This is a genomic window from Tsukamurella ocularis, from assembly GCF_965138335.1.
GTDB classification, from domain to species: domain Bacteria; phylum Actinomycetota; class Actinomycetes; order Mycobacteriales; family Mycobacteriaceae; genus Tsukamurella; species Tsukamurella ocularis_A.
The window spans coordinates 299880-323882 of record NZ_CBCSDV010000002.1; the positions used below are offsets into that span (position 1 = coordinate 299880).

Here is a 24003-nt window from a genome sequence, read left to right on the forward strand (position 1 = left end):
CTATTGTCGCGTCAATCCGCGAGCGCGGGGGTGGTATCGGCCCACGGGTTGAGCCGCTCCACAACCGCCCCGACGCCGAGGACCACCGCGTCGGCGTGGTGGCCGCCGGCGATCTGGAGTCCGACCGGTAGACCGTCCGCCGTGAAGCCCGCGGGCACGGTCAGCGCCGGGGCGGTGAGCATGTTGTACGGGTAGGTCAGCAGCCAGCCGAGGAGCCGCCGTCGGAGCGGCTCGCCGTCGAGCCACTCCGGGGCGAACCGGTCGTTCGGGAACGCCGCCGTCGAGAGCGTCGGCGAGATCAGCACGTCGTAGTCCTCCATGAAGGTCGCGTACGTGTCCCACATAGCACCGCGGTAGAGGTCGGCGCGACCCACGTCGACGCCGGTCAGGCGCTCGCCCTCTCGCATGAGCTCGATCAGCTCATCGTCGACCGTGCCGCGCGCGGCCTCCCAGTCGAGCAGGTCGTGCTCGGCGGCGAAGCCGGGAACCCAAACGCCGTTCCACATCGCCTCCTCGGGGTCGCCCCAGGCGGGCGTCGCCTCGGTCACCGTCGCCCCGGCGTCCGCGAGCCGGTCGACGGCCGCGGCGCAGATCCGCGCGACCTCGGGGTCGACCCGCCCGAACCCCAGGTCGGGGGAGTAGGCGACGCGGAGTCCCTCCGCGGTCGCCTCCCGTACCGCGGAAGCGAAAGACGGGCCGGTCCGGGGGAAGGACATCGGATCCCGCCGGTCGGCGCCCGAGATCACGTCGAGCATGAGGGCGGCGTCGGCGACGGTCCGGGTGATGGGCCCGTGATACGCCCACTCATAGAAGCGGCCGGCCAGGATCGTCTGGGGCACGAGCCCCGCGGTGGGTTTGAGGCCCACGACGCCGCACAGTGCCGCGGGGATCCGTACCGAGCCGGCCCCGTCGCTGCCCTCGGCGAGCGGCCCGAGACCGGCCGCCACCGCCGCCGCCGCGCCGCCGGACGAGCCGCCGGGGGTGTAGCCCGTGCGCCACGGGTTCTGGGTGGGGCCGAACAGGTGATTGTCGGTGCCGCCGTAGTAGCCGGACTCGGGGGTGTTGGTGCGTCCCAGGAAGAGCCCGCCCGCCGCGGACAGGCGCTCCACGATCGGCGCGTCCGCCTCCGCGACCTGATCCCTCATCGGCAGCATCCCGAAGGTGAGGGGCAGTCCCTTCTGCGCCGTGAGGTCCTTGATCGTGTACGGCACGCCGCCGAGCGGCCCGAGGTCCTCGCCCGCTGTGCGGCGCCGGTCGAGCTCCGCGGCGTCGGCGCGGACCCGATCGGCGTCGAAGTGGACGATCGCATTGATCGAGGGATTGATCCGCTCGACCCGGTCGATCGCGGCTTCGGCGACGTCGCGTACGCGGACGCCGCCGCCGGCGACGAGGGCTGCGAGGTCGGTGGCGCTGGTCCATGCGAGGTCGATGGCGTCGGAAGTGGTCATGGTGGCTCCTTCGTGTCCGGTCCGGTTCGAACGCTAGGCAACTCGCCGCCCCGGGCATATCGGATGAACACCCGATACCGACCCACGACCGGACCCGCTACCGTGCCGTCCGGCCGGGGCCGGGCGCCGAAGCCCGCTGACCGCTGAACCGGCCGCGAAGCGCTACTTCCGTGCCAATCGCTCCAGCGCCGCCATGTCGAAGGCCCAGGGCTGCGGTTCGGAACCGAAGTACGGCGCGACGGCCTCGCAGCGCACCGGCTTCGCGTGCTTCGGGTCCAGCGCGTTGAGCACGTGATTCCAGGCTCGGCGATTGAAGGCGGTGGAGAGGTGCTCGGACCAGTCCGTGGGGCAGCCGTCCTGCAGCGTGATGTTGGTGACCGCGTCGCCGGAGAGGAACTGCCGCGACACCGGCGTCACCACTTGGTCGAAGCTCGTCACGATCGTCGTGTAGGTGATGCCCGGCCGGGTGTCGCCCTTGCCGTACACCTGCGCCGCCAGGTCGGAGCTGATCGCCTGCTGGGTCAATGCCGGTGCGACCACTTCGAGGATCTTCATCACGCCGGGCCCGACCGGGCCGAACACGGGCTGGAGGAGGCCGACCGTCGAGAGTGACGTGCCGTGGTGACTGGGCGAGATGCCGACGTACTTGTCGACGTACTTCGTGCCGTCGAGAACGTTGATGTAGTAGGCCGGAAGGATGCCGCCGCCCTGCGAGTGCCCCACCAGATCGACCTTCGTCGCGCCGGTCTGCCGCAGAACGTCGCGCACCTTGGCCCGGAGCGTTTCCGCGCTGCGGCGGATGTCGTCCACCGCTTGGATCGGCGTCTCCGAGAGGTACGCGGGGTTGCCGTGGTTGAAGGTGTAGACGCAGTAGCCGGCGTTCTTGAGGTACGGCGCCCCGGCGGAGTACGCCAGGGCCTGATTCGCGAAGGTCGGATTGACGAGGACCACGGGATTCGGGTGCGCAGCGCTGGGCCGGCACGGAACATTCGCTCCGGCAGGGGCGTTCTCGGGGAACAGGCCCGGTCCGATCGCGCTGAGGGTGTCCCATCGGACGGGGAGCGGCGCCGCGGCGGCGACGCCGGATCCCGCCCATCCCATCGCGATCGCCGAGGTCGTAACGAGGAGCGCGCTCATGAGTTTCTTCATCGTCGGTGTTCGCCTTACCCTGGTGTCGATTCGATTGCGATTGCAACGCTAACCGACGGGCGGATGCCCGATACCGCGATTCGCGGGACCGTCTGATCGTCCGGATGGAGGTGGAACGGTGACCCGGAGCGGGGGGTCGCTGACCCGTGTCACGATGGGGTCATGTCGGCACTGGTGATCTGCGCGTCCAAGCATCACGGCAACACCCGGAAGGTGGCGGATCGGATCGGCGGGGTGCTGGGCGCGCCCGTCGTGGCGCCCGGGGAAGTGACCGCGGCGCAGATCGACGCGGCGGACCTGGTCGGATTCGGCTCGGGCGTCTACTGGATGTCCTTCGATCCCGAGCTGCTGCGGCTCGTCCGCGGCCTCGCCGCGAAGCCGCGGGGCGCCGCCTTCGTCTACGCTACGAGCGGCCTGCCGGAGACGCCCCTGCGTCGCTACACCCGGAACCTCGCCGACCTGCTGACGGACGCGGGATTCCAGCTCGCACCGGAGGTCTTCCACTGCCGCGGGCTGGACACGATGGGCCCGTTCGGGCTGGTCGGCGGCATGAACAGGGGCCACCCCGGCGCCGAGGATCTCGCGGAGGCCGAGGCCTTCGCGCACCGACTGGGGGCGCAGCGCGCTTAAGCGGACGCCGTTCGCCTGCTCTGTTGTGATCGGCATCACAGCGGCCTACTGTGAGGTTTGTGCCTTCAAAGGTCGCGGACCGGATTGCAAATGCTTTGTATGCGTATGGGTTTCGCCACGCATACGGCATTCACGGGGCCAATTCCGAGGACCTGTTCGCCGCGCTGCTCCGCGCGCCCGCCGACCGCCGCCTCACGGCGACCATCGCCAAGCACGAGTTCGGTGCCGGGGCGATGGCCGACGGGTCCACCCGCATGACCGGGCGGCCCGCCTGCCTCATCGCGACCTCGGGCGGCGCGGCCATGAACTGCGTCCCCGCGCTCGCCGAGGCCCACCAGTCGCGCGTCCCGGTCTTGGCGCTGATCGGCAGCCCGCCGACCGCCGCCGAGGGGCGCGGCGCCTTCCAGGACATGTGCGCCCCGCCGCGCACCGTCGACCTCCTCGGTGTGCTGCGTGGGGTCACCGGTTTCGCGGCGAAGGTCTCCGCGCCCGAGGACCTGCGTCCCGCGCTCGACGGTGCGCTCGACTGCCTCGAGCGCGGACTCCCCGCGGCGCTGCTGCTGCCCAAGAACGTGCAGGTCGCCGATTGCCCCGCGCTGCCGGCCCGCACGCCCGTCCGGCAGCCGGCGCCCGCACCGTCGGACGAGGTGATCCGCACGCTCCGGGCCGCCCGCCGGCCCCTGATCCTGCTCGGCGAAGCCGCGTCCCGGGCACGGTTGGCCGGCCCGGTGGCGGATCTCGCCGCCGCGACCGGCGCGGTGATCGCCGTGGGCCCCAACGGCCGCGACGCCGCGCCTCGGCACGGGGTCGTGGGCGTCGCCGGCGTGATGGGGCACCCGTCGGTGGTGCGCGCGGCCGCAGAGTCCGATCTCATCCTGGCGCTGGGCACCGAACTCGACCTCATGGACCGCACCGGCCTGGACGCGACGATGGACGTCACGTGCACCGTGCACGTCGGAGCGGAACCGCCCCTGCGCGAGGTCACCGCGCACGAGTCCGTGCGGGACCTCGCCGCCTACACCCGGGCTCTCGCCGCGGAAGCCGGCCCCTGCCGGCGGGAGCCGTGGACCCGGGCCGCGCCCGAGCCGATCGTCGTGCCCCGGAGTGGATCCGGCGTGATGACCTGTGCCGACGCGGTGGACTCGCTGGCCGGAGTGATCCCGCGCGACGCGCTGGTCTTCGCGGACGCCGGCAACGCCGGCGCGGCCGCGGTGCACCGGTTGCCGCTCGGCACCGGGAAGCGGTTCCTCGTCGCGCTCGGCATGGGCGGCATGGGGCACGGCATCGCGGCCGGGATCGGCGCCGCGATCGCCACCGGCCGCCCCACCGTGATCCTCGCCGGCGACGGCGCGTTCTTCATGCACGGCATGGAGATCCACACCGCGATCGAGGCCCGCGCGCCGGTCCTGCTCGTCGTGCTCAACAACGACGCGCACGGCATGTGCGTCGTCCGCGAGGGCCGGTTCTTCCCCGACCTGCCCACCATCAACCGGTTCCGGCCCAGCCGGATCGGGGACGGCCTCGCCGCGATGTTCCCGACGCTGCCCGTCCGCTCCGCGGTCACTCCCGACGGTGCGCGCGCCGCCGCGGCCGAACTGCTGGCCCGCTCGTCCGGCGGACCGTCGTGCCTGGAGATCGGGACCGACCCCGCGGAGATCCCCCCGTTCGCAGCGCTGCTGCCCGACACCGCGAAGGAGCATTCATGATCCCGGCCATCGACATCGAGGGAACCATCCGGATCGAGAGTCATCCGCGCCCGGTGGCGCAGCCGATCCTCGTCGACCGCATGCGGTCGGTGTACCCGCACCAGCAGATCTACGGCGACTTCTGCCCCGTGCAGTCGTACGTCGACGCCCCGCCCGACGAGCTGTACGACTGGCTCTCCGACACCCGCTCGCTCGAGGAGTGGACGTACAGCCTGCGCGGCTTCCGCGAGACCGACGAGCCGGGCCTGTGGGTGGCCCGCGACATGCTCGGCGCCGACACCGAGATCTACACGCGCACCGTCGCCCAGCCCGACGCGCGGACCGTCGACTACCACTGCGCCTGGGACCAGGGACAGCACCTCTGGATGATCTACCTGATGCGGATCGTCGACGCGCAGCTCGTGCTGAACCGCCCCGGTTCGGTGGTGCTGTGGGTCAACTGCCATCACCCCTTCTACGACGAGAACCCGTACCCCGAGACGGCGCCGCCCGACCGCCCGGTGTGGGTCGGAGACCTGTGGGACACCTTCGGCGCCGGCCACCAGATGGAGCTCGAGAATCTCAAGGCGATCGCCGAACACCGGCACGCGCACGGCGAGCCGGTCCGGCCCGAATGGATGGACCGGTGAACCCGCGGATCGTCGGGCTCGCGTCGTACCTGCCCGAGAACCGGGTCTCCGCCGACTACTTCCGCGAGTACGCCGACGCTGACAGCCGCACGCTCACCTCGAACCCGATGTTCGCTCCGCCCGCGTACCGACACCACGCGGCGGCGGGGGAGTCGAACGTCGACCTGATGTGCGCGGCGATCGACCGGCTGGGAGAGCAGGTGGGCGACGAGGCCCTGCAGGCCGACGTCGTGCTGAGCCACTCCCAGCTGCCCGACCTGCCCGTCGTCGGCTGCGGCGGCGACGTCGCGCGGCGGCTCGGCACGCGGCCGTCGCTGGTCCTGGATCTGCACAACGGAGGCTGCGCGGCCTTCCTCCTCATGCTGCAGCTCGCGCGCACCATGTTCGCCGCCGGCACCGCCCGCTCGGCGCTGCTGCTCACCGCCACCAACGCCGCCGGGAACGTCTTCACCCAGGACCGGGTGCGGAACCTGCCGCAGGCCGCCATTCCCGGTGACGGTGCCGCCGCGGCCCTCGTCGTCGCCGATCCGCAGGCCGGCGGTCTCGAGGTGCGCGAGGTGGTGTGCGCGCAGCACAGCGAGTACGCGGGCGACATGACCGCCGCCGTGGAACCGCCCCGCAAGTACTGGGAGGCCGGGGAGGGGCAGTTGCACGTCGGCTTCACCGAGGCCAAGATCGCCAAGGTGCTCGCCCGCGGCAACCGGCTCGTCCCGGAGGTCGCACTGGCGGCCGCCGCGGCGGGCGGGCTGCGCGGCCCCGACGTCGGCCACCTCGTCACCAATCAGCCGAACCGCACCTTCCTGCGCAACTGGCGCGAGGCGCTCGAGCTCCCGCCGGAGCGGCATCCCGACACCTTCGACGAGTGCGGCAATCTCTTCGCCGTCGGCGTCCCGCACACCTTCGCCACCGCCCGCGCCGACGGGCGGATCGGTCCCGGGGAGGACGTGGTGCTCGCCGCGTTCGCGCACGCCGGGGACTTCGCGGCGGCCGCGCTGGTCGGGACCTGAGCGAGGGTCACGCGCCGTCGACCGCGGCGGGCAGGAAGTGCGACGCGACGCCGAGCAGCGCGGCGCACGACAGGCGGACCTTCTCGGAATCGGGGGCCTCGCCGGTGATGATCGGGGAGTACACGAACGCCTCGGCGGTGCGCAGAAGGACGTACGCGAGCAGGTCGACCGGCAGCTCGGGGGTGTAGCGGCCGGCGGCGACCTCGTCGTCGATCACCGCGACGATCCGTTCGAGAATGCGGTGCTGGACACCACCCGCCCGCGTGGTCATCACCCGGAAGGCCCGTTCCGGTTCGCGCCGGACGAAGGGCGCGAACGCCGATCCGCGGTTGGCGACGGAGGAGAAGTCGCCGAGGACGTTCGCGATCCGCACGGCGCCCTCGCCGGCGGCGGTGCGGATGACGTGATCGAGCGCGGGCTCCGTGATGGACCAGACGACCTCGCCCATGATCCGGTCCCGACCGCCGAACCACCGGAACAGGGTGTTGCGATTGACCCCGGCGTGCGCGGCCAACTCGTTCATCTCGATCCGCTCCCCGGCGAGGAACATCTGCGCGGCCCGCGCGATCACCGCGTCCCGGCGCTCGCGGGTGGCGCGGCCGGGTTCTGTTCCGCCGGAGGGCGTCACGACCCCGACGCGGCCGGACGGGGGAAGGCGAACCGCAGCGCCGGCGGCGGCCGGAACGCCGCGCCGCCGGGCGGGGTCGCGAGCCGATCGGCCAGGGCCCACAGCACCGCGAGGTTGGCGCCCATGCCCAGGTGCGAGCCCAGCACCTCGATGTTCTCCGCCGACGGTGCCGGGTCCCGGCACAGTCGCCACGGAACGATCCCGTCGAGGCGGCTGTAGATCGCCACCGCGGGGACGGGGAGCGGCGCTCCGTCGGGCTCGAGGGGGAGCCCCAGTTCCTCCGCGTGCCACCGCCCGAACAACTCGTAGACGAGGCGGGCGTTGCTCTGCCCATGGTTCGTGAGCCGGAACGGGCTGCCCAGCGTGAACACCTGGCGCACGAGATCGGGGTGCTCGCGCGCCAGGCGGCGGGCGTAGATGCCGCCCAGGCTCCACCCGATGAGCGTGACCGGGCCCTCCGCCTCGGCGATGGACCGCAGCCGCTCGGGCATGCCGCGCAGGATCTTCTCCGACGGCCCGATGTTCGTCCCGAGCCGCCATCCGTGGACCCGGTACCCGAGTCGGCGCAGGGTGTGCCGCAGAGTGGTGGTGCTCAGGTCCGAGGTACCGAGCCCGGGGAGGACGAGGACCGGCCGGCCGTCGCCGCCGGGGGCGCGCAGCAGCGCTGGCCACGTCCAGGCGAGCGCCCCGCCCTCCCAGAGCGCGCGGGCGTAGTCGGTGGTCAGGAGGGCCCGTCCGGGGGCCGGTACCGCGTCGATCGTGGTCATCTCGCCTCAGTTCGTCAGCATTCCGCCGTCGACCGGCAGGGTGACGCCGGTGACGTAGGTGGACGCGTCGCTCGCCAGGAAGAGCAGTGCGGGGTCCAGTTCGCCCTCGGCGCCGAGCCGGCCCAGTACGGTGCGGGGCAGGACGAACTTCTCGAGCACGCCGTCCTCGAACTCGTCGGTCATCTCGGAGGAGAAGTACCCGGGCGCGAGGGCGTTGACGCGGATGCCGCGGCGCGCGCCCCACTGCTGCGCGAGGTCGCGGGTGAGGCCGACGACCGCCGCCTTCGACGCCGAGTACGCGGCCTGGGGCATGAGGACGCTGGTCAGGCCCAGGACGCTGGCGATGTTGATGATCGAGCTGCCCGGTTCCATCACCCGCGCCGCGGCCTGCGCCATCCAGTACGTGCCGTTCAGATTCACGTCGATGACGCGGCGGAAGTCGTCCGGGGCCTCCCGGAGCGCGGGCACCGCGGTGGCGACGCCGGCGTTGTTCACCAGCACGTCCACGCGGCCGAACTCGGCCATCGCGGCATCCGCGACCGCGGTGCACGCGTCGGGATCGGCCACGTCGCAGGACACCGGCAGCGCGCGGCGGCCGAGGCCCTCGACGAGGCGGGCCGTGTCCGCGAGCTTGTCCGTGCGCCGGGCGGCGAGCACCACGTCGGCTCCGGCCGACGCGAGGGCGCGCGCGAAGCCGACGCCGAGGCCGCTCGACGCGCCGGTGACCACCGCCACCCGACCGTCGAGCCGGAACAGGTCCAGGGGGTTCGTCATCGTTCTCCTCAGGTACGGGTGGGTGGTGCGGGTGGTCAGGCGAGGTCGTCGGCCACGCCGATGAGGCCGATGGCTTCCGCGGACTCGTGGGCGTGGTGGGCCAGGACGATCAGGTCGCGCAGCTCGCCGTCGCGGCCGCGGATGTGGTCGCGCAGGAGCGCCTCGCCGGTGAATCCGAGCTCGCTGAACATCGTCAGGACGCGTTCCTCGTCGGTCGCGAGCTCGATCATCACCTTCGTCAGACCCGCCGCGATCCCGGCGCGCAACGCCTCCTGGACCAGGCGCCGGCCGATTCCGCTGCCGCGCCGGGCGGCCCCGACCACGAGCCGGAGCTCGCCGACGTGGTCGGACCACCCGGGCAGCCTGGTCAGCGCCGCGTAGCCGTCGACGGTGCCGTCCTCGGTCGTCGCGACCCACCGGAGCCCGGGTCCGTCGGCGATGCCGGTCGTGGGGCCCGTCAGGTCCTCCCGGATGACGGTGCGATCGCGCTCCGACAGGCCCGCGAACATCGCCGCGAGCGCGGCCTCGTCGCCGGGAGTGACTGTGCGGATGATGGTGTCGGTCATCGGACGGCCTCGCTCTTGTCGATCAGGAACTCGATGATGGTCGGAATGGTGGTCTTCGCGGCGGTGCGCCCGACGACGAGACCGATGTGCCCGCCCTTCAGGCGCAGTTCGGTCTTGTCCTCGGCGCCGACCAGGTCCATGACGGGGCTGGCCGCGGCGATGGGCACGATGTGGTCCTTCTCGCCGACGACCGCGAGGAACGGGGTCCGGATGTCCGACAGGTGCACCCGGTCGCCACCGAGGAACAGGTGGTCCGACATGAAGCCGTTGTTGGCGCTGAGCATGGTGGCCATCTGCCGGGCGACGCCGCCGGGGAGCGGCACGTGGTCCGTGCCCCAGCCGTTCATCGCCTGGTACGCGGCGACGTACTCGTCGCTCCACATCCGCTCGAGCAGGTCGACGTAGCCGGTGAGCTCCGCGACGGGCTTGAGCGAGCGGAATGCGCCGTACACCACGTCGGCGGGCACGTTGCCGTCCTCGCCGAGGGCCCGCTCCAGGTCCTCCGGGCTGCTGGTCAGCACGGATCTGAAGGGCATCTCGCTGTAGTCGACGGGGCACGCCACGACCGTATGGCTGCGGATCGGGGAGTCGGGGTGGTGCGCGGCGTGCAACAGCGTCAGGTTCCCGCCGAAGCAGTAGCCGAGCAGGTTCACCTCGTCGGTGCCCGACCTGCGGCAGGTCTCGCGGATCGCCGCGGGGATCGCGGCGTCCGCGTAGTACTCCAGGCCGTTCGCCGAGTCGCGCTCGTCGGGCACGCCCCAGTCGAGGAGGTACACGTCGAATCCGGCACCGAGGAGGTGCTCGACGAAGCTGTTCCCCGGGGTGAGGTCGAGGATGTAGCTGCGGCTGACCAGGCTGAACACGATGAGCAGCGGAGGCCGGTGCCGGACCTCGTCGTTGCGGTACCGGAACAGCCGAGCGCGGCCGTCCCGCCACACCTCGTCGCGCGGGGACGCGCCGATCCGCGGGGCGGTCAGGCCCGCCGCCATCTTGATGCCGTTGCGGGCGCGCAGGGCGTTGCGCTCGATCTCCTGGCGGACCCGGTCGAGTGCGCCCCGCGGACCGTCGGTCACGCCCACGTCAGTCCTCCCCGCCGGGTGTGCGGTCGCTGTCGTCCCGCTCTGCGAGTTCCCTCCGGAGGCGGCGGATCTCGAAGTCCAGGTCGCCCACCTGGCGGCGGAGCTTGCGGATGTCCGAGCCGGCCGGGAGGTTCACCGCGTGCAGGACCGTGGCGCCGACGGCGTCGATCCTGCCCCCGATGGCGTCGCGGGTGCGGCCGACGATCTTCATCGTGGCCGCGAACTCGTCGGAGTGGACGACGGACTCCACGGGCGGCGTGATCCTCCGCTCGATCTCGTCGTACAGACCCCGTAACGAGAACCTGGCCATGGTCCGGACCTCCTTCGGTGCGACGGGTACCGGTGTGCGGTCCGGCGTCTGCATCATTTCAACAGAATGACTCATCACGCGTCGGCGAACGCCGAGACTGCGCATCGTGCGGCCGGATTCGTGGGCCGTGCGTCCGGCCAGGGGTGCGCCCGTCGCCGCCGAGCGTGACGGGCCGGTCCTTCTCAGCCCGGCAGGCCCAAGCGGCGGTCGAGCCGGTCCAGTTCGGCCGTCAACCCGCCCGACCAGACGGTGAAGTCGTGCCCGCCGCGCAGGCGCAGGGTCCGGACGTCCATCCCGGCCCGGCCGGCCGCCGCGGCCACCGTCTGCGCGGCGGCGGTCGACGCGGCGTCGTCGATGCCCGCGACCAGCACCCCGGCCGAGTCCGGATAGCGGCGCAGCGAGAGCTGCGTCATCGGGTTCGCGAGGGCGTACGCGGCGCGGTCGCCCGCGAAGGCGTCGCGGATCGTACGCTCGCGCCCGCCGCCGAGGTCCGGCTCGGCCTCCGGGGAGAGCGCGAAGAAGGTGCGGAAGACGTCGGGGAACCGGGTGGCCAGCTGCAGCGCGCAGGTGCCGCCGTAGGAGTAGCCGCCGACCGCCCAGGCCTGCGGCGCGGTGTCCACCGCGAGGTTCTGCCGCACCCACGCGGGCACGTCCTCCGCGAGATAGGTCGCGGCGCGGGTGCGTCGCGAGTCCGCGCACAGCGGGTTCTCGAACTGGCCGCCCGTCGCGTCCGGGACCACGACCACGGGCGCGACCCCGCCGTGACGCCGAGCGTGGGCGTCCATCGTCCGCGCGAGCCTCCCGCCCGAGAACCAGTCCCGGGGCGATCCCGGTTGGCCGTGCAGCAGCATCAGCACCGGCAGCCGCGCGCGGGCGCCGGACAGGTAGGCCGGCGGCAGGTAGACCAGCGCCTGCCGGGCGGCGAAACGGGACCGCGCGGGCGGCACCGTCGCCCGGACGACGACCCCGCGCTCGGCGGCCGTACCGGGGGAGGGACGCGGCACCGTCGCCGGATAGTCCACGGGCAGCAGGTCCTCCACCGCCGGGTACGCCGAGTACAGCGAGTTGACCTGGCCCGCGCCCATGAGGACCACGAGGCCGACCGCGATGCCGCTCAGCCCGGCGTTGCGCCAGGAGCGGGTACGCGCCACGGCGACACCGGCCAACAGCAGCGCCAGCACTCCGAGGGCGATCCACAGCAGCACCAGGGGGTCGAGCCGGTCCGGGAAGGGCCGCCACACGAATTCGACGAGGTAGTCCACGAGCGCGGTCACGGCGAGCGCGGCGCCCACACACGCGAGGACGGTGCGTGCAGAGCCGGTGCGGCGGGTCGCACTGATCAGGCCGGCGAGCGCGGCGGCACCGGCGAGGAGCAGCAGGAGCGGCACGGGGCCCGCGGTGAGCTGCAGGTTCCGCAGCGGGTTCACCGGCCGTCCTCCCGTCCTTGCACGCGCCCAGGATAGGTGCCTCCGCTAAGACGGACCTGTGGGAAGGTGCCGGATTCTCCGCCTCTAGTCTGTGAGCCATGACACTCTCGGACGCCGCCGCGCACCAGGACATCACGACCGTCGATGTCCCCACGCAGTGGTACAACCTGGCCGCGGAGCTCGATACGCCCATCCCGCCGCACCTGCACCCCGGCACCAAGGAGCCCGTGCAGCCCGAGGACCTGGCGCCGCTGTTCGCGTCGGGTCTCATCGCGCAGGAGGCGTCCACCGAGCCGTATCACGAGATCCCCGAACCGGTCCGCGAGATCCTGTCGATGTGGCGGCCGTCGCCGCTGATCCGGGCCCGCCGGTTCGAGGAGGCGCTCGGCACCACCTGCCGGATCTACGTCAAGTACGAGGGCGTGAGCCCCGTGGGCTCGCACAAGACGAATTCGGCCGTCGCGCAGGCGTACTACAACTCCGTCGACGGCGTGAAGAAGCTGACCACCGAGACCGGCGCGGGCCAGTGGGGCAGCGCGCTGTCGTTCGCCGGCGCCCAGTTCGGCATCGACGTCGAGGTGTGGCAGGTGCGCGCCTCGTTCGACTCGAAGCCGTACCGCGGCCACCTCATGCGCACCTACGGCGGCACGGTGCATCCGAGCCCCTCGGACCTGACGGAGGCGGGCCGCGCGATGCTGGCGAAGGACCCGAACACCACCGGCAGCCTCGGCATGGCCGTCTCGGAGGCCGTCGAGGTGGCGGCGCAGGATCCGGAGGCCCGCTACGCCCTGGGCAGCGTGCTCAACCACGTCGTGCTGCACCAGTCCGTGATCGGGCTCGAGGCGGTGGAGCAGCTGAACCTGCACGAGAAGGGCGCCGACGTCGTCTTCGGTTGCGCCGGTGGCGGATCCAACCTCGCGGGCCTCGCCTTCCCGTTCCTGCGGGAGAAGATCCACGGCCGCCAGGACCCGCGGATCGTCGCGGCGGAACCGGTCGCCTGCCCGTCGATCACGAAGGGCGAGTACCGCTACGACCACGGCGATGTCGCCGGCCTCACCCCGCTGCTCAAGATGCACACGCTGGGCATGGACTTCGTCCCGGACCCGATCCACGCGGGCGGCCTGCGTTACCACGGGATGTCGCCGGCGCTGAGCCACACGGTGGAGCTGGGCCTGGTCGAGGGCATCGCGGTCGAGCAGAACGACGCCTTCGCCGCGGGGGTGCTGTTCGCGCGGTCGCAGGGCATCGTGCCGGCGCCCGAGTCGACGCACGCCATCGCCGCCGCTGCGGACTACGCGCGGGAGCACGCCGACGAGGTGCTCGTCATCGGTCTCTCCGGCCACGGCCAGCTCGACCTGCCCGCGTACGCGGAGTACCTCTCGGGCAGCCTGGCCTGACGGTCCGCCGCTACGCCCCCGGCGCGTCCGGGGGCGTGGCGGGCGAGCCCAGCGATCGCCGGATCTCCTCGAGCTTCGCCTTGGCCGCCTTCTCCCGCTCGGCGAAGGCGCGCTCGGCGTCCTGCCCGGCGGTGGTCCCGTGGGCGAGCTCCTCGGCACCCAGGGCGGTGGTCGTGCGGCGCTCGATCTTCTCCCGGACGTGGTCGAACGTGGGGACGCCTGACGTCGTGTACCCGGTGACCTCCTCGTACGACGGGGCGACGGGTCCGCTCGGCGGCACGTCGACGATCTCCGCGTCGGCCGTCGCCGCGTCGGGCGTCGGCTCGGGGTTCGGGGGGTGCGCGGCGTCGCCGGGGTGCGTCATGACCCCAGGGTAGCGCCGGACGCGGTCCACTCGGCGGCGTCGGCCGAGGTCACTCGCCGGCGTCGCCCGGATCGGCCCAGCTCGGCAGGTGATCGATGTCGACGGGCCGGCTCCACAGGAATCCCTGCGCGTACTGCGCGCCCGCCGCGGCCAGCGCGGCGGACTCCGCCGGACACTCGATGCCCTCGGCGATGACATCGAGGTCGAGCGCCCGCGCCATGGCGACCGCGGCGTCCAGCATCGCCTCGAGCTGCGGGTCGTCGTGGCCCGTCGAGGCGACGACGACGGACCGGTCGATCTTCACCAGCGCGAGGTCGAGATCCCGCAGCTGCGCGAGGCTCGACCAGCCGGTGCCGAAGTCGTCCAGGGCGATCCTGACGCCGATTTCGACGAGTCGCTGCGCCGCGGCGAGGACGTGGCGCTCCGGGACCACACGCTCGTTGATCTCCAGGATGAGGCGCTCGGCGGGCAGCCCGGTGCGCGCGAGCGTGCTCTCCACGACGTGCGGCAGCTGCGGGTCCGCCAGGTCCTCCGACGCGAGGTTGACCGATACCCACCCGAGGTCCGGATCGGCGGCGAAATCGGTGCAGGCACGGTCCAGGACGACCCGCGCGAGGTCCGGCAGCATGCCGAGTGCCTCCAGGTGGGGGAGGAAGTCTGCCGGGGGCAGTTCGCTGCCGTCGGGATGCGTGAGCCGGGCGAGCGCCTCCGCACCCACCATGGCGCCGGTCGCGAGATCCACGACCGGCTGATAGCGGACCCGTACCTCGCCGCGATCGACGAGGGCGCGCACGTGGGTGGCGAGCGCGACCCGTTCCTGCTGCGGCGCGCGCAGGCCGGCGGAGTGCTGCACGATCCGGTTCCGCCCGTCGCGTTTCGCCTGCAGCAAGGCCAGGTCTCCGTCGATCAGGAGTTGCGTGATGCCGTCGTCCGCCGCCCCGGATTCGACGAGGCCGATCGAACACGTCACGGTCAGCTGCAACCCGTCGACCTCCACGGGCTTCGCCATGGCGCGCCGCACCCGTTCGGCCCATTCCGATGTGCGGTGTGCCGCGTCGACCCGGGGACGCAGGACGACGAACTCGTCGCCACCGAGTCGCGCGACCAGGTCGGTGGGGAGGCTCGCCGACTGCAGCCGGCGCGCCACGACCTGGAGCACCTGGTCGCCGATCTTGTGCCCGAGCGAGTCGTTGATCCGTTTGAAGGAGTCGAGGTCGATCCACAGCACGGCGAGGGCGTCTCCGTCGGCGCGGCGCTGCTCGACGACATCGGCGGCGCGCTCGATGAAGCCCGCCCGGCCGAGCAGCCCGGTGAGATCGTCGTGGTCCGCGCGCCAGCGCAGCCGGCGGTTGAGCTCGCGGATCTCGGACTCGGCTCGCCGCCGCTCGGTGATGTCGGTGATCGTGCCGATCAACCGGGTGGGCATGCCGTCCGGCCCGGTCTCCATGGCGCGGCCGCGGTCGTGGACCCACCGCCAGTCGCCGTCCCTGGTCCGCATCCGGTGCTCGACGGAGAAGTCGGTGAGGTCGCCCCGGACGACGCCCTGGATGACCTTCCAGGAGCGCTCGAAGTCATCGGGGTGCACGCGCCGGGCCCAGTCGTCGAGGGTCGCCCCGAGGTCGTCGGTCGAGTATCCGAGCAACGCCCGCCACTGGTGCGAGCGGAACACCGTGCCCGACGGAACGTCCCAGTCCCAGATGCCGTCGCCGGCGCCGTCGATCGCGAACTGCCACCGCGCCTCGGCGTGGCGGAGCAGGTCCTGGTCGCGGCGTGCGGACGTGATGTCGCGGGAGATGCCGATCAGGCCGACGACCCGGCCGTCGGCGTCCCGGTACGGCGCCTTGTTCGACAGGTAGGTCCGGACCTCGCCGTCGACCTCCGGGTACTCCTCCACTTCGTGGCCGATGCCGGTCTCCATGATCTCCCGGTCCGTCGCCATCAGGACGTCGGCGATGGCGGGGAAGACGACGGTGTCGTCGGCGCCGATGGCGAGTGTCGGCGGGATGCCGGCGAGCTCCGCCACCGCGGAGTTGATGTACTGGTAGCGCCCCTCGCGGTCCTTGATGTAGACGAGGTCCGGTGCGGTGTCGATGACGGCCTGCAGGAGGCCGGCCACCCGTTCGGAGTGGTTCGCGGACTCCACCGCGCGCTCCTCGAGGCGGCGCTGCGCTTCGCTCATGGCGCGGACCGAGGCCACGCGTTCGGAGATGTCGCGGGTGAGCCCCGCGATGTACCTGCGGCCGTTGACCTCGTGGACGAAGAGGTGCGCTTCGATCGGGAAGGTGGTGCCGTCCTTGCGCCGGTGCATCGCGGGGATGACGAACACGGTGCCGGCGAGGGCGAGCTCCCAGTTGAGCCGCGCCTCCTCGACCGTGACCTGCACGATGTCGAGCGCGTTCATGCGCAGCAACTCGGCCCGGGTGTAGCCGGTGCTCGTGCAGGCGGCGTCGTTGACCGCGACCAGCCTGCCGCTCTCGTCGTGGACGAAGAAGCCGTCCAGCGAGCGGTCGATGAACGCCCGCGCGACCTTCGATCCCAGGGACCAATCGCCGGGCCCGCCCGGCTGTCCGGCGATCACGGCACCGTCGGGCCGGCCGCTGCCCGCAGCTCGGCGATGACCCGTTGCAGAGCGAGCCCACGCCGTACGTCCAGCGCGTGGTCCGTGGACGCGGCGATGGCTGCGAGGAACTCGTCGAGCAGCACCCGGAAGCACTCCGTCGACGGGGTCTCGCGGCTCTCGAGGACCGCCGTGCCCTGCGCCGAGTGCGCGGACACGCGCATGACGGTCGGCACGACGGGGGTCCGCAGCGAGAGGGAGAGGGTGGAGGCGGCCCCGCCGTCGTGGGAGAGCTGCGCGGTCCAGGTGTCACTGCCGGCGTCGTACCGGGCGGCGTCCACGCCGCTGATCGGGCCGGCGACCGCGTCGAGGAGATCCAGCACGTGCGGACCCACGTCGAACAGCGCGCCCTGCTCCTGCCGCCACGCGGAAGCCGCGTACTTCCCGGCGAGCGCCGCCCCGGAGAGCCACTGCGCCTCCGCCGCGACCGGCCCGAGCTCTGCGGCTCGGGCGAGGAACGCCCTGGTCTCGGGCGCGAACCGGCGTGTGAGGGCGACGATCGTGCGGACCCCGGCCGCCTCGACCGCATCGGCGAGGGAGACGGCACCGTCGACGTCGAGGGCGATGGGTTTGTCGAGAACGAGGTGCTTCCCGGCGCGGGCCGCCCTGGTGGCGAGCTCCACCTGCACGTTCGGCGGAACGGCGAAGGCGACGGCGTCCACTGCGTCGAACAACTCGGTGGGCGAGCCGAAGGCCCGCGGGAAGACCGCGGCGGCGGCCGCGGGGTCGCGGGCCCAGCCGCCGACGAAGTCGACGCCCGGATGCGCGGCCAGGGCCGGGGCGTGGGTCTCGCGCGCCCACGGACCCGCTCCGACCAGACCGATGCGCATCGTCATTCGCCAGAGTCTGCCACGGCCGTCTCTCTGCCCAACACGGAGTGTCCCCGACCGTAGAGGAGGTAGATGGCGACGCCGAGCGCGAACCAGACGAGGAACCGCAGCCAGGTCGCGACCGCGAGGTTCAGCATCAGGTAGACGCAGGCGAGACCCGAGAGCACGGGGATCACGGGGGAGAGGGGAACACGGAACGGGCGCCGGAGATCCGGCTTGGTGCGTCGCAGGATCGGCACCGCCAGCGAGACCAGCAGGAAGGCGAAGAGTGCGCCGATGCTCACCATCTCCGAGAGCGCCTCGATCGGGATGAACCCGCCCATCAGGGCGCACACGATCACGATGATGACGGTGAGGCGGGTCGGCGTGCCGAACTTCGGGGAGACCCTCGCGACGGACGGCGGGATCAGGCCGTCGCGGCCCATCGCGTAGCCGATCCGGCCCATGGTCACGAGCTCGACGAGGATGACCGACGTCAGGCCCGCGACGGCGGCGATCGCCACGAGATCGCCGGCCCAGGATGCGCCGACCACGTCGAAGGCCTTGGAGAGCGGGGCGCTGGAGTCGATGTCGGTGTACTTCACCATGCCGGTGAGCACGACGGAGACGAGCACGTAGAGCAGGGTGCAGGCGAGGAGGGTTCCGATCAGCGCCCGCGGCATGTCGCGCTCGGGGCGCCTCGCCTCCTCGCCGAGGTTCGCGACGGCCTCGAAGCCGGTGTAGGCGAAGAAGACCACCGCGGCGGCGGTCAGGATCCCCGCGACGCCGAAGTGCGACGGTGCGCCGCCCAGGACGGTTTCGATGAGCGGCCGGTCCAGTGCGTCGCCGCCGGACTCGGGCGGAACCGAATCGGGGATGAAGGGCACCAGGTTGGAACGGGTGACGAAGAAGGCGCCGACGATGACCACGAAGACCGAGATCGCGACCTTCACCAGCACCAGCAGGTTGGTGACGCGCGCGGACTCCCGGATGCCGACCGTCGCGATCACGCCGAGGACGACGATCACCAGGATGGCGCCGACGTTGACGGGCGCCTCCTCGGTGAACCACTGCGGCGGCAGCCCGAAGAGGTCGGCGAGGTACCCCGACCAGCTCCGCGAGACCACCGCGGCACCGAGACCGAACTCGAGGAGCAGGTCCCAGCCGATGATCCACGCGAAGACCTCGCCGATCGTGGCGTAGGCGTACGTGTACGCGCTGCCCGCCGTCGGCACCGCGGACGCCAGTTCGGCGTAACAGAGGGCGGCGAAGAGGCTGACCACCCCGGCGACGATGAAGGAGATCGCGATGCCGGGACCGGCGTTCACCTTGGCCTGCACTCCGGTCAGGGTGAAGATGCCGGTCCCGATCACGATGCCGACGCCGAATCCGATGAGGTCGAACAGGCGCAGATCGCGCCGGAGCCCGCCTTCGGCGGCCCCGTCGGCCTTGATCCTGGCGAGTGGCTTCGTCCGCAGGATGTCCATTCCGCGGGACGCTACACCCGTTCGTACGCCTTCGCAGTCGTCTTCGCGTCCTCGATGAAGCGCTCGACGTCGGCCTCGGTCCGGAGATCGAGGATCGGCGCGGGCTCGGAGAGGAGGCCGAACAGCGCGGCGCCCACGGCGTCGTCGGCGACGGCCCCGGCGAACAGCGGGCCCGCGGCGAAGGCGTAGTCCGGGTCGCCGAGGAACAGCCGGGTGACCTCCGCCGCGGCGTGGCCGCGCTCCTCCCAGTGCCGGTCGAACTGGTCGGTGATCCACTCGGCGGTGAAGGCGCCGCCGTCCGCGCCACGGTGTTCGATGGCCTTGGCCAGCGCCGCGACCTGAATGAGGCCGGTCTGCGCGCCCTGCCCCGCGATCGGGTCGAAGGCGATCGCGGAGTCGCCGAGCGCGAGGACCGGGCGGCCGCTGCGCGTGTACCCGACGGCCTGGCGGACCGTCGGGGTGACGGCGCCGCGCAGCCAGGAGTGCCGGTCCTCCTCGATGACGCGGAGCTTCTCGATGTCCGGCAGGTCGTCCGGGAAGTAGTCGCGGTAGACGCTGGTCACCACCTCGAGAGCACTCTGCGCGTCCGTCACCTCGCCCCAGCGCTGGACCCAGTCGCCGTCCGGCTTGGCGAACCCGAGCACGCTCCACGTCGCTCCCGCGTCCTTGTGCCAGTACGGGCCGATCCAGATCTCGCCGTGGTCGGTGTGCAGGTTGAAGACGTTGTGCTTGCCGGCGCCGTGCCCCCGGGAGGTGAACACGTCGTCGCCGTGGCCGAGGCCGGTGAACGCGGCGGCCAGCAGGTGCCGCTGCGGGGAGCGGTAGACGGTGCGCGCCTCGTCGACGGGGAACAGGCCCGACAGTCCGCCCTTGCCGGTCGAGACCAGCGTGAGGTCGTGCGCGGCCGCGATGGCGTCCAGTTCCTCGGGGGTGACGGTCTCCACGTGGAAGGTGCCCCCGGCCTCCTCGAACAGCCGGATCCGGTCGTACGCGCGCAGCCGCACGTCGATGCCGGCGGCGAGGTAGGTGAAGTCGGGGTCGAACGCGAGCACCTGCTCGAGCGCGCCCGGCTCGCCGGTGTTCAGGCGGGTGTTCATGCCGGTGGACAGCGGCGCGTCGGGGTAGAGCTCCTCGACGAGGGTGTGATCGACGTCCCGGGAGTGCCCGAAGAGGACGGCGGTGCCGGTGGCGGGGACCTCGTCGCGCAGCTGTTCGGCCGTGCGGTCACTGTAGAGGTCGACGGGGTGGCCGGCGCGGGCGAGGACGAGCGCGGCGGTGGCTCCCACCACTCCGGCGCCGATGATGGCGATGCGTGCCTGGGTCATGGTCGTGCCTTTCGGTGGTCGGATCGATCGATTACTGCGCGGTGGTTCCGGTGGACGCGGTGCGGGCGCCCGCGTTCCAGGCGTAGGGCAGGTCTGCGCCGTTGAGCAGGAGGTCGCCGATGGCCCGGGCCTTCTGGATCGCGGGATTATGCACCGCGAGGGTGCGGGCGTTGCGCCAGTGCCGGTCGAGCCGCAGGTCGGCGTCGACGATGGACGCGCCGCCGACCTCGAACAGGTCGGTGGTGGCCCGCAGCACCGTGTCGATGACGGCGAGCTGCGCGTGCGCGGCGGCCAGCTCGGCCTCCGGCACCAGGTCCTCGTGGACCCGACGGTCCGCGAGGACGTCGTCGAGCACGTCCGCGACGGCGAGGACCGACTGCTTCGCCGACCACGCGGCGCTGGAGAGGCGACCGATCACCTGCTGGACCAGCGGGTCGTGTCGCTGCAGGTCGGCGGCGGCGTGCGAGAACGTGCGGGTGCGGGCCTGCACCCACGCGACGGTGTCGTCGGTGGCGCGCTGCGCGATCCCGGCCAGGCCCGCGAGCTGCACCAGCTGCAGGTACGAGGTCGCGTAGGTCGCGCCCGGGGCGCCGTAGCCCGCGCCGAGGAGGCGGTCGGCGGGGACCGCGACGTCGGTGAAGACGGTGGTGCCGCTGGCGGTGAGCCGCTGCCCGAAGCCGTTCCAGTCGTCCACCCGCTCGACGCCCGGGGCGTCCGCGTCGACGAGCACGCCGACCCGCTCGCCGTCGAGGTCGGCGGCGACGAGGATCTGGTCGGCGTACAGGGTGCCGGTGGAGTAGAACTTGGTCCCGCTGAGCCGGTAGCCGCCGTCGTCCTGCTTGGTCAGCGTCGTGGCGTAGCCGCCCACGGACCCGGCCCCGGGCTCGGTGATCGCGTTGCCGACGACGGTGCCGTCGACGACCGCCCGGAGCCAGGCGTCACCCTGGTCGGTGTTCGCGAGCCGCTGGTCCTCGACGAAGTTGACGTGCACGCGCAGCGCCTGCGGGATGTTGGAGTCGGCGGCGGCCAGGTTGATGAGCTGCCGGAAGAACTGGCGCAGCGTCACGCCGCTGCCGCCGAGCTCGCGGGGCACGCGCAGGGCCGTGAAGCCGGCCTCCGTGAGCTGCGCGATCGGCTCGTGCACGAGTTCGCGGTCGCGCTCGCGGGCGACGGCGCCCTCGGCGATCCGGGCGTACACGGGGCCGAACGTCGCGTCGAGTTCGGCGTCGGACTTCGGGGGCGTCAGCGAGGTGGTCATGGCCGACAACTGTGGTCTGCGAACGATCGGCTGACGAGGATTCCCCGCGCCGTGAACGTTATTCGCCGATGATCGTGGGGTGTTTCGCGTCCGATTCCGCCCCGGGATGGGGTAGAACCTGTTACAACTAGAACACGTTCTGCTGAGCTGAATCGCTTCGCAGGTCAGGAACAGGAGTGCGCATGAAGTTCAACCTCGCCGATGTCTTCGAGGCGGTCGTCGACGCGGTTCCGGAACGGATCCTGCTGAGTTTCGAGGGCGATCAGACCTCGTACGCGGAGATGGACGGGCAGGCGAATCAGGTGGCGCACCTGTTCGCCGCGAACGGTATCGGCGCGTACGACCACGTCGCGCTGTTCCTCAAGAACAGCGTGGAGCACGTGCAGTCGCTGCTGGGTCTCATCAAGATCCGGGCGGTCCCGGTCAACGTCAACTACCGGTACACCGCGACCGAGCTCGAGTACATCTTCACCAACTCCGACTCGCGCGGGATCATCGTGGAGCTGCCGGAGCATCAGCGCACGCTCGCGGCGCTCGTCGACAAGCTCCCCGAGCTGCGGACCGTGTTCGTGATCGGCGAGACCGATCCGGCGCTCGCCGCCGCGGTCGACGGTGCCGAGGGCGTCACACTGGTGCCCTTCGCCGACGCCGGGAAGCAGTCCACGGCGCGCGATTTCGAGGAGCGCTCCGGCGAGGAGCATTACATCATCTACACCGGCGGCACCACGGGCTACCCGAAGGGAGTGGTGTGGCAGCACGACGACTTCTTCCGCAAGCCGCTGTCGGCCGGCGTGCCCTACGGCGGGGAGCCGCGGCAGAACCTCGACGAGGTGGGCGAGGGCGCGAAGCAGTTCCCGCCGCTCGCGTTCCTCGTGGCCGCCCCGCTCATGCACGGCGCCGCCGCGTACTCGCTCTTCACCTTCTTCGTGCTCGGCTCCCGGATCATCCTCGAGCGGGACTTCAAGGCCGAGCAGATCGTGCGGAATATCAAGCGTGATCAGACGCAGACGATCCTCATCGTGGGCGACGCCATGGGCATCCCGCTGGTCGAGGAGATGGAGAAGCAGAAGGACACCGCCGACTTCTCCTCGCTGTTCTCGATCACCTCGGGCGGCGCGATCTGGTCCAAGCACGTGCGCGACCGGATGGCCGCGATCAAGCCCGAGCTGATCCTGCGGGACAACTTCGGCGCCTCCGAGTCCGGTAACGACGGCGTGATGACGCTCGACGAGAACGGCAACCTGCACGCGCCGCCCTCCGACAAGATGATGGTGGTCGACGAGTCCTTCGAGCAGATCACCGAGACGGGCCAGGTCGGCTACATCGCCCGCGTCGGCAACGTTCCGCTCGGCTACTACAACGACCCCGAGAAGTCGGCGCGCACGTTCCCGACGCTGCCCGACGGTCGGCGGATCTCGGTGCTCGGTGACATGGGCTACCCCGCGGAGGACGGCGGCATCGTCTTCCTCGGGCGCGGCAGCCAGTGCATCAACACCGGCGGCGAGAAGGTCTACGCCGAGGAGGTCGAGGCCACGCTGCACGGGCATCCCGCGATCTCCGACGCCCTCGTGGTGCCGGTGCCGGACGCCCGCTACGGCCAGCGCGTGGCCGCGGTGATCTCCGTCGCGGAGGGCCAGGAACGGCCGTCGATCGAGGACGTGCAGACCTTCGCCCGCGGCGAGCTCGCGGGCTACAAGGTGCCGCGCACCATCGTCTTCGTCGACCAGGTCAAGCGCACGCCGGCCGGCAAGGCCGACTACCGCTGGGCCACGTCGACGGCCGAGGACGCCGCGGAGAAGGCGGGCGAGGAGCAGCCCGCCTGACGGCGCACAGGGATCAACCGGTGGACTCCCAGGGGTTGATGACAGGCGCGCCGGTGCACTCGAAGTGCTTGCCGTTCCTGGTGACGAGGGTCAGATCGTGGACGATCGCTGTCGCGGCGATCAGCGCGTCGCGCTCCTCCCTCGGATCAGGCACGTGCAGTGCGCCGCGCGATGAGCTCCGGTGGCTACTGGGAATCCGCCCACGCCAGGTACGCGGCGCCGCGGGGCGAGAGCTCGTAGCCGACCTCGTGGCTGATGGTCAGGCCCATGCCCTTGAGCTTGCGGATGTCCGCCTTCATGGGCAACAGCTCCACGCCGCGCTCGGCGGCGAGCTCCTTGGAGACGACGTGCGGGTGGTCGCGGATCCAGGCGAGGATGTCGCGCGTCCACGGACCGCTGTCGCGGGCGTCGAGCCGCGCGAGGCGCTTCGCGATGGCCTGGAGCTCGGCGTCGTCGGGGAGCTCCTCCCGCAGCGCGAGCCGCGGATCCTCGCCCGCCCACTCGAGGTGGATCCGGTAGACGTGCTCGCCGCCGCGGGCGGAGCGCTCGCGCCGCGGCGCGCCCGGATCGCGGGGCGTGAGCAGCTTGCGGAGCGCCGCCGCATCTTTGACGCCGGCCGCGCGGGCGGCGCGGTCGCTGATCTTCTCCACATCCGGTACCCGGGTGACGCGGGTGAAGCGCAGCAGCCCGGCGGGCGTCAGTTGGGTGCCGCCAACCTTCACCCGCGGCGCGTCCCAGCGCCGGTACTGCGTGGTCACGCGACCGTCGCGGACGCCCTCGGCGATGGCCTTCGGAATCAGCAT

The 24003-nt window shown here is 71.9% G+C and carries 23 protein-coding genes; 6 read left to right on the forward strand and 17 right to left on the reverse strand.

Annotation, left to right across the window (positions count from 1 at the left end; all coding sequences use genetic code 11):
- Nucleotides 1-11: 11 nt before the first annotated feature.
- Nucleotides 12-1448 (reverse strand): amidase, encoded by a 1437-nt coding sequence (locus tag ACNAYW_RS04105; RefSeq protein ID WP_415848476.1) that lies wholly within the window; start codon nt 1446-1448, stop codon nt 12-14.
- A gap of 162 nt (nt 1449-1610) precedes the next feature.
- The gene (locus ACNAYW_RS04110) at nt 1611-2585 is read right to left on the reverse strand and encodes an esterase/lipase family protein (protein WP_415848477.1); all 975 of its coding nucleotides are present in this window, start codon (nt 2583-2585) and stop codon (nt 1611-1613) included.
- 174 nt (nt 2586-2759) lie between these two features.
- On the opposite strand from ACNAYW_RS04110, the gene ACNAYW_RS04115 reads away from it, so the two are divergent.
- From ACNAYW_RS04115 to ACNAYW_RS04130, 4 genes are read left to right on the forward strand one after another with little or no spacing between them, the layout of a single operon-like run.
- The gene (locus ACNAYW_RS04115) at nt 2760-3227 is read left to right on the forward strand and encodes a flavodoxin domain-containing protein (RefSeq protein WP_415848478.1); all 468 of its coding nucleotides are present in this window, start codon (nt 2760-2762) and stop codon (nt 3225-3227) included.
- Between the two features lie 59 nt (nt 3228-3286).
- Nucleotides 3287-4933, forward strand: coding sequence for a thiamine pyrophosphate-binding protein (locus tag ACNAYW_RS04120; RefSeq protein WP_415848479.1), 1647 nt, complete (start codon nt 3287-3289; stop codon nt 4931-4933).
- The gene (locus tag ACNAYW_RS04125) at nt 4930-5562 is read left to right on the forward strand and encodes an SRPBCC family protein (RefSeq protein ID WP_415848480.1); all 633 of its coding nucleotides are present in this window, start codon (nt 4930-4932) and stop codon (nt 5560-5562) included. The genes ACNAYW_RS04120 and ACNAYW_RS04125 overlap by 4 nt, the downstream gene beginning before the upstream one ends.
- Complete coding sequence (locus ACNAYW_RS04130; protein WP_415848481.1) at nt 5559-6569, forward strand: 3-oxoacyl-ACP synthase III family protein; 1011 nt, start codon at nt 5559-5561, stop codon at nt 6567-6569. Before ACNAYW_RS04125 ends, ACNAYW_RS04130 begins: the two co-directional genes overlap by 4 nt.
- Nucleotides 6570-6576: 7 nt before the next feature.
- Here ACNAYW_RS04130 and ACNAYW_RS04135 read toward each other — a convergent pair whose 3' ends face one another.
- The 7 genes from ACNAYW_RS04135 to ACNAYW_RS04165 form a co-directional block, all read right to left on the reverse strand.
- Nucleotides 6577-7197, reverse strand: coding sequence for a QsdR family transcriptional regulator (locus ACNAYW_RS04135; protein WP_415848482.1), 621 nt, complete (start codon nt 7195-7197; stop codon nt 6577-6579).
- Nucleotides 7194-7964 carry an esterase/lipase family protein gene (locus ACNAYW_RS04140; RefSeq protein WP_415848483.1) on the reverse strand — a complete coding sequence of 257 codons (771 nt, stop codon included), beginning with the start codon at nt 7962-7964 and terminating at the stop codon, nt 7194-7196. The genes ACNAYW_RS04135 and ACNAYW_RS04140 overlap by 4 nt, the downstream gene beginning before the upstream one ends.
- Before the next feature lie 6 nt (nt 7965-7970).
- Nucleotides 7971-8738 (reverse strand): SDR family NAD(P)-dependent oxidoreductase, encoded by a 768-nt coding sequence (locus ACNAYW_RS04145; RefSeq protein WP_415848484.1) that lies wholly within the window; start codon nt 8736-8738, stop codon nt 7971-7973.
- 35 nt (nt 8739-8773) lie between these two features.
- The gene (locus ACNAYW_RS04150; protein ID WP_415848485.1) at nt 8774-9304 is read right to left on the reverse strand and encodes a GNAT family N-acetyltransferase; all 531 of its coding nucleotides are present in this window, start codon (nt 9302-9304) and stop codon (nt 8774-8776) included.
- Nucleotides 9301-10383 (reverse strand): alpha/beta fold hydrolase, encoded by a 1083-nt coding sequence (locus ACNAYW_RS04155; protein WP_415848486.1) that lies wholly within the window; start codon nt 10381-10383, stop codon nt 9301-9303. Before ACNAYW_RS04155 ends, ACNAYW_RS04150 begins: the two co-directional genes overlap by 4 nt.
- Nucleotide 10384: 1 nt before the next feature.
- Nucleotides 10385-10693: a hypothetical protein gene (locus ACNAYW_RS04160; RefSeq protein WP_415848487.1), complete on the reverse strand. Its 309-nt coding sequence runs from the start codon at nt 10691-10693 to the stop codon at nt 10385-10387.
- Nucleotides 10694-10875: 182 nt separating this feature from the next.
- Entirely contained in the window at nt 10876-12120 is a 1245-nt protein-coding gene (locus ACNAYW_RS04165; RefSeq protein ID WP_415848488.1) for an alpha/beta hydrolase, read from the reverse strand.
- Nucleotides 12121-12218: 98 nt separating this feature from the next.
- Between ACNAYW_RS04165 and ACNAYW_RS04170 the strand changes: the two genes are divergently transcribed.
- Nucleotides 12219-13517 carry a TrpB-like pyridoxal phosphate-dependent enzyme gene (locus ACNAYW_RS04170; RefSeq protein WP_415848489.1) on the forward strand — a complete coding sequence of 433 codons (1299 nt, stop codon included), beginning with the start codon at nt 12219-12221 and terminating at the stop codon, nt 13515-13517.
- 10 nt (nt 13518-13527) lie between these two features.
- Here the strand turns inward: ACNAYW_RS04170 and ACNAYW_RS04175 are convergent, their stop codons facing one another.
- The 6 genes from ACNAYW_RS04175 to ACNAYW_RS04200 are packed head-to-tail and all read right to left on the reverse strand — an operon-like array spanning nt 13528 to nt 21377.
- On the reverse strand, nt 13528-13881 hold the full coding sequence (locus tag ACNAYW_RS04175; RefSeq protein ID WP_415848490.1) for a PspA/IM30 family protein: 354 nt from the start codon (nt 13879-13881) through the stop codon (nt 13528-13530).
- A gap of 49 nt (nt 13882-13930) precedes the next feature.
- Nucleotides 13931-16459, reverse strand: coding sequence for a sensor domain-containing protein (locus tag ACNAYW_RS04180; protein WP_415848491.1), 2529 nt, complete (start codon nt 16457-16459; stop codon nt 13931-13933).
- A complete protein-coding gene (locus ACNAYW_RS04185) occupies nt 16456-17334 on the reverse strand; it encodes a Gfo/Idh/MocA family protein (protein ID WP_415848492.1) in 879 nt (292 codons plus the stop codon). Before ACNAYW_RS04185 ends, ACNAYW_RS04180 begins: the two co-directional genes overlap by 4 nt.
- Nucleotides 17331-18794, reverse strand: a complete 1464-nt coding sequence (locus ACNAYW_RS04190) for an amino acid permease (RefSeq protein WP_415848493.1) — start codon at nt 18792-18794, stop codon at nt 17331-17333. Before ACNAYW_RS04190 ends, ACNAYW_RS04185 begins: the two co-directional genes overlap by 4 nt.
- Before the next feature lie 11 nt (nt 18795-18805).
- Nucleotides 18806-20119, reverse strand: coding sequence for a styrene monooxygenase/indole monooxygenase family protein (locus ACNAYW_RS04195; RefSeq protein WP_415848494.1), 1314 nt, complete (start codon nt 20117-20119; stop codon nt 18806-18808).
- 31 nt (nt 20120-20150) lie between these two features.
- Nucleotides 20151-21377 carry an acyl-CoA dehydrogenase family protein gene (locus ACNAYW_RS04200; protein WP_415848495.1) on the reverse strand — a complete coding sequence of 409 codons (1227 nt, stop codon included), beginning with the start codon at nt 21375-21377 and terminating at the stop codon, nt 20151-20153.
- Nucleotides 21378-21559: 182 nt separating this feature from the next.
- On the opposite strand from ACNAYW_RS04200, the gene ACNAYW_RS04205 reads away from it, so the two are divergent.
- On the forward strand, nt 21560-23200 hold the full coding sequence (locus tag ACNAYW_RS04205; protein WP_415848496.1) for an AMP-binding protein: 1641 nt from the start codon (nt 21560-21562) through the stop codon (nt 23198-23200).
- A 13-nt stretch (nt 23201-23213) separates the two neighbouring features.
- On the opposite strand, the gene ACNAYW_RS04210 is transcribed toward ACNAYW_RS04205, so the two are convergent.
- Both ACNAYW_RS04210 and ACNAYW_RS04215 read right to left on the reverse strand, forming a co-directional pair.
- Nucleotides 23214-23354, reverse strand: coding sequence for a PIN domain-containing protein (locus tag ACNAYW_RS04210; protein ID WP_415848497.1), 141 nt, complete (start codon nt 23352-23354; stop codon nt 23214-23216).
- A 31-nt stretch (nt 23355-23385) separates the two neighbouring features.
- Nucleotides 23386-24003, reverse strand: a complete 618-nt coding sequence (locus ACNAYW_RS04215) for an ASCH domain-containing protein (protein WP_415848498.1) — start codon at nt 24001-24003, stop codon at nt 23386-23388.

Coding starts and splice junctions, on each gene's coding strand:
- ACNAYW_RS04105 (WP_415848476.1), bottom strand. CDS start 1,448: ATGACCACTTCCGACGCCATCGACCTCGCATGGACCAGCGCCACCGAC.
- ACNAYW_RS04125 (WP_415848480.1), top strand. CDS start 4,930: ATGATCCCGGCCATCGACATCGAGGGAACCATCCGGATCGAGAGTCAT.
- ACNAYW_RS04150 (WP_415848485.1), bottom strand. CDS start 9,304: ATGACCGACACCATCATCCGCACAGTCACTCCCGGCGACGAGGCCGCG.
- ACNAYW_RS04215 (WP_415848498.1), bottom strand. CDS start 24,003: ATGCTGATTCCGAAGGCCATCGCCGAGGGCGTCCGCGACGGTCGCGTG.
- ACNAYW_RS04170 (WP_415848489.1), top strand. CDS start 12,219: ATGACACTCTCGGACGCCGCCGCGCACCAGGACATCACGACCGTCGAT.
- ACNAYW_RS04145 (WP_415848484.1), bottom strand. CDS start 8,738: ATGACGAACCCCCTGGACCTGTTCCGGCTCGACGGTCGGGTGGCGGTG.
- ACNAYW_RS04200 (WP_415848495.1), bottom strand. CDS start 21,377: ATGACCACCTCGCTGACGCCCCCGAAGTCCGACGCCGAACTCGACGCG.
- ACNAYW_RS04140 (WP_415848483.1), bottom strand. CDS start 7,964: ATGACCACGATCGACGCGGTACCGGCCCCCGGACGGGCCCTCCTGACC.
- ACNAYW_RS04175 (WP_415848490.1), bottom strand. CDS start 13,881: ATGACGCACCCCGGCGACGCCGCGCACCCCCCGAACCCCGAGCCGACG.
- ACNAYW_RS04190 (WP_415848493.1), bottom strand. CDS start 18,794: ATGGACATCCTGCGGACGAAGCCACTCGCCAGGATCAAGGCCGACGGG.
- ACNAYW_RS04205 (WP_415848496.1), top strand. CDS start 21,560: ATGAAGTTCAACCTCGCCGATGTCTTCGAGGCGGTCGTCGACGCGGTT.
- ACNAYW_RS04160 (WP_415848487.1), bottom strand. CDS start 10,693: ATGGCCAGGTTCTCGTTACGGGGTCTGTACGACGAGATCGAGCGGAGG.
- ACNAYW_RS04195 (WP_415848494.1), bottom strand. CDS start 20,119: ATGACCCAGGCACGCATCGCCATCATCGGCGCCGGAGTGGTGGGAGCC.
- ACNAYW_RS04110 (WP_415848477.1), bottom strand. CDS start 2,585: ATGAGCGCGCTCCTCGTTACGACCTCGGCGATCGCGATGGGATGGGCG.
- ACNAYW_RS04115 (WP_415848478.1), top strand. CDS start 2,760: ATGTCGGCACTGGTGATCTGCGCGTCCAAGCATCACGGCAACACCCGG.
- ACNAYW_RS04185 (WP_415848492.1), bottom strand. CDS start 17,334: ATGACGATGCGCATCGGTCTGGTCGGAGCGGGTCCGTGGGCGCGCGAG.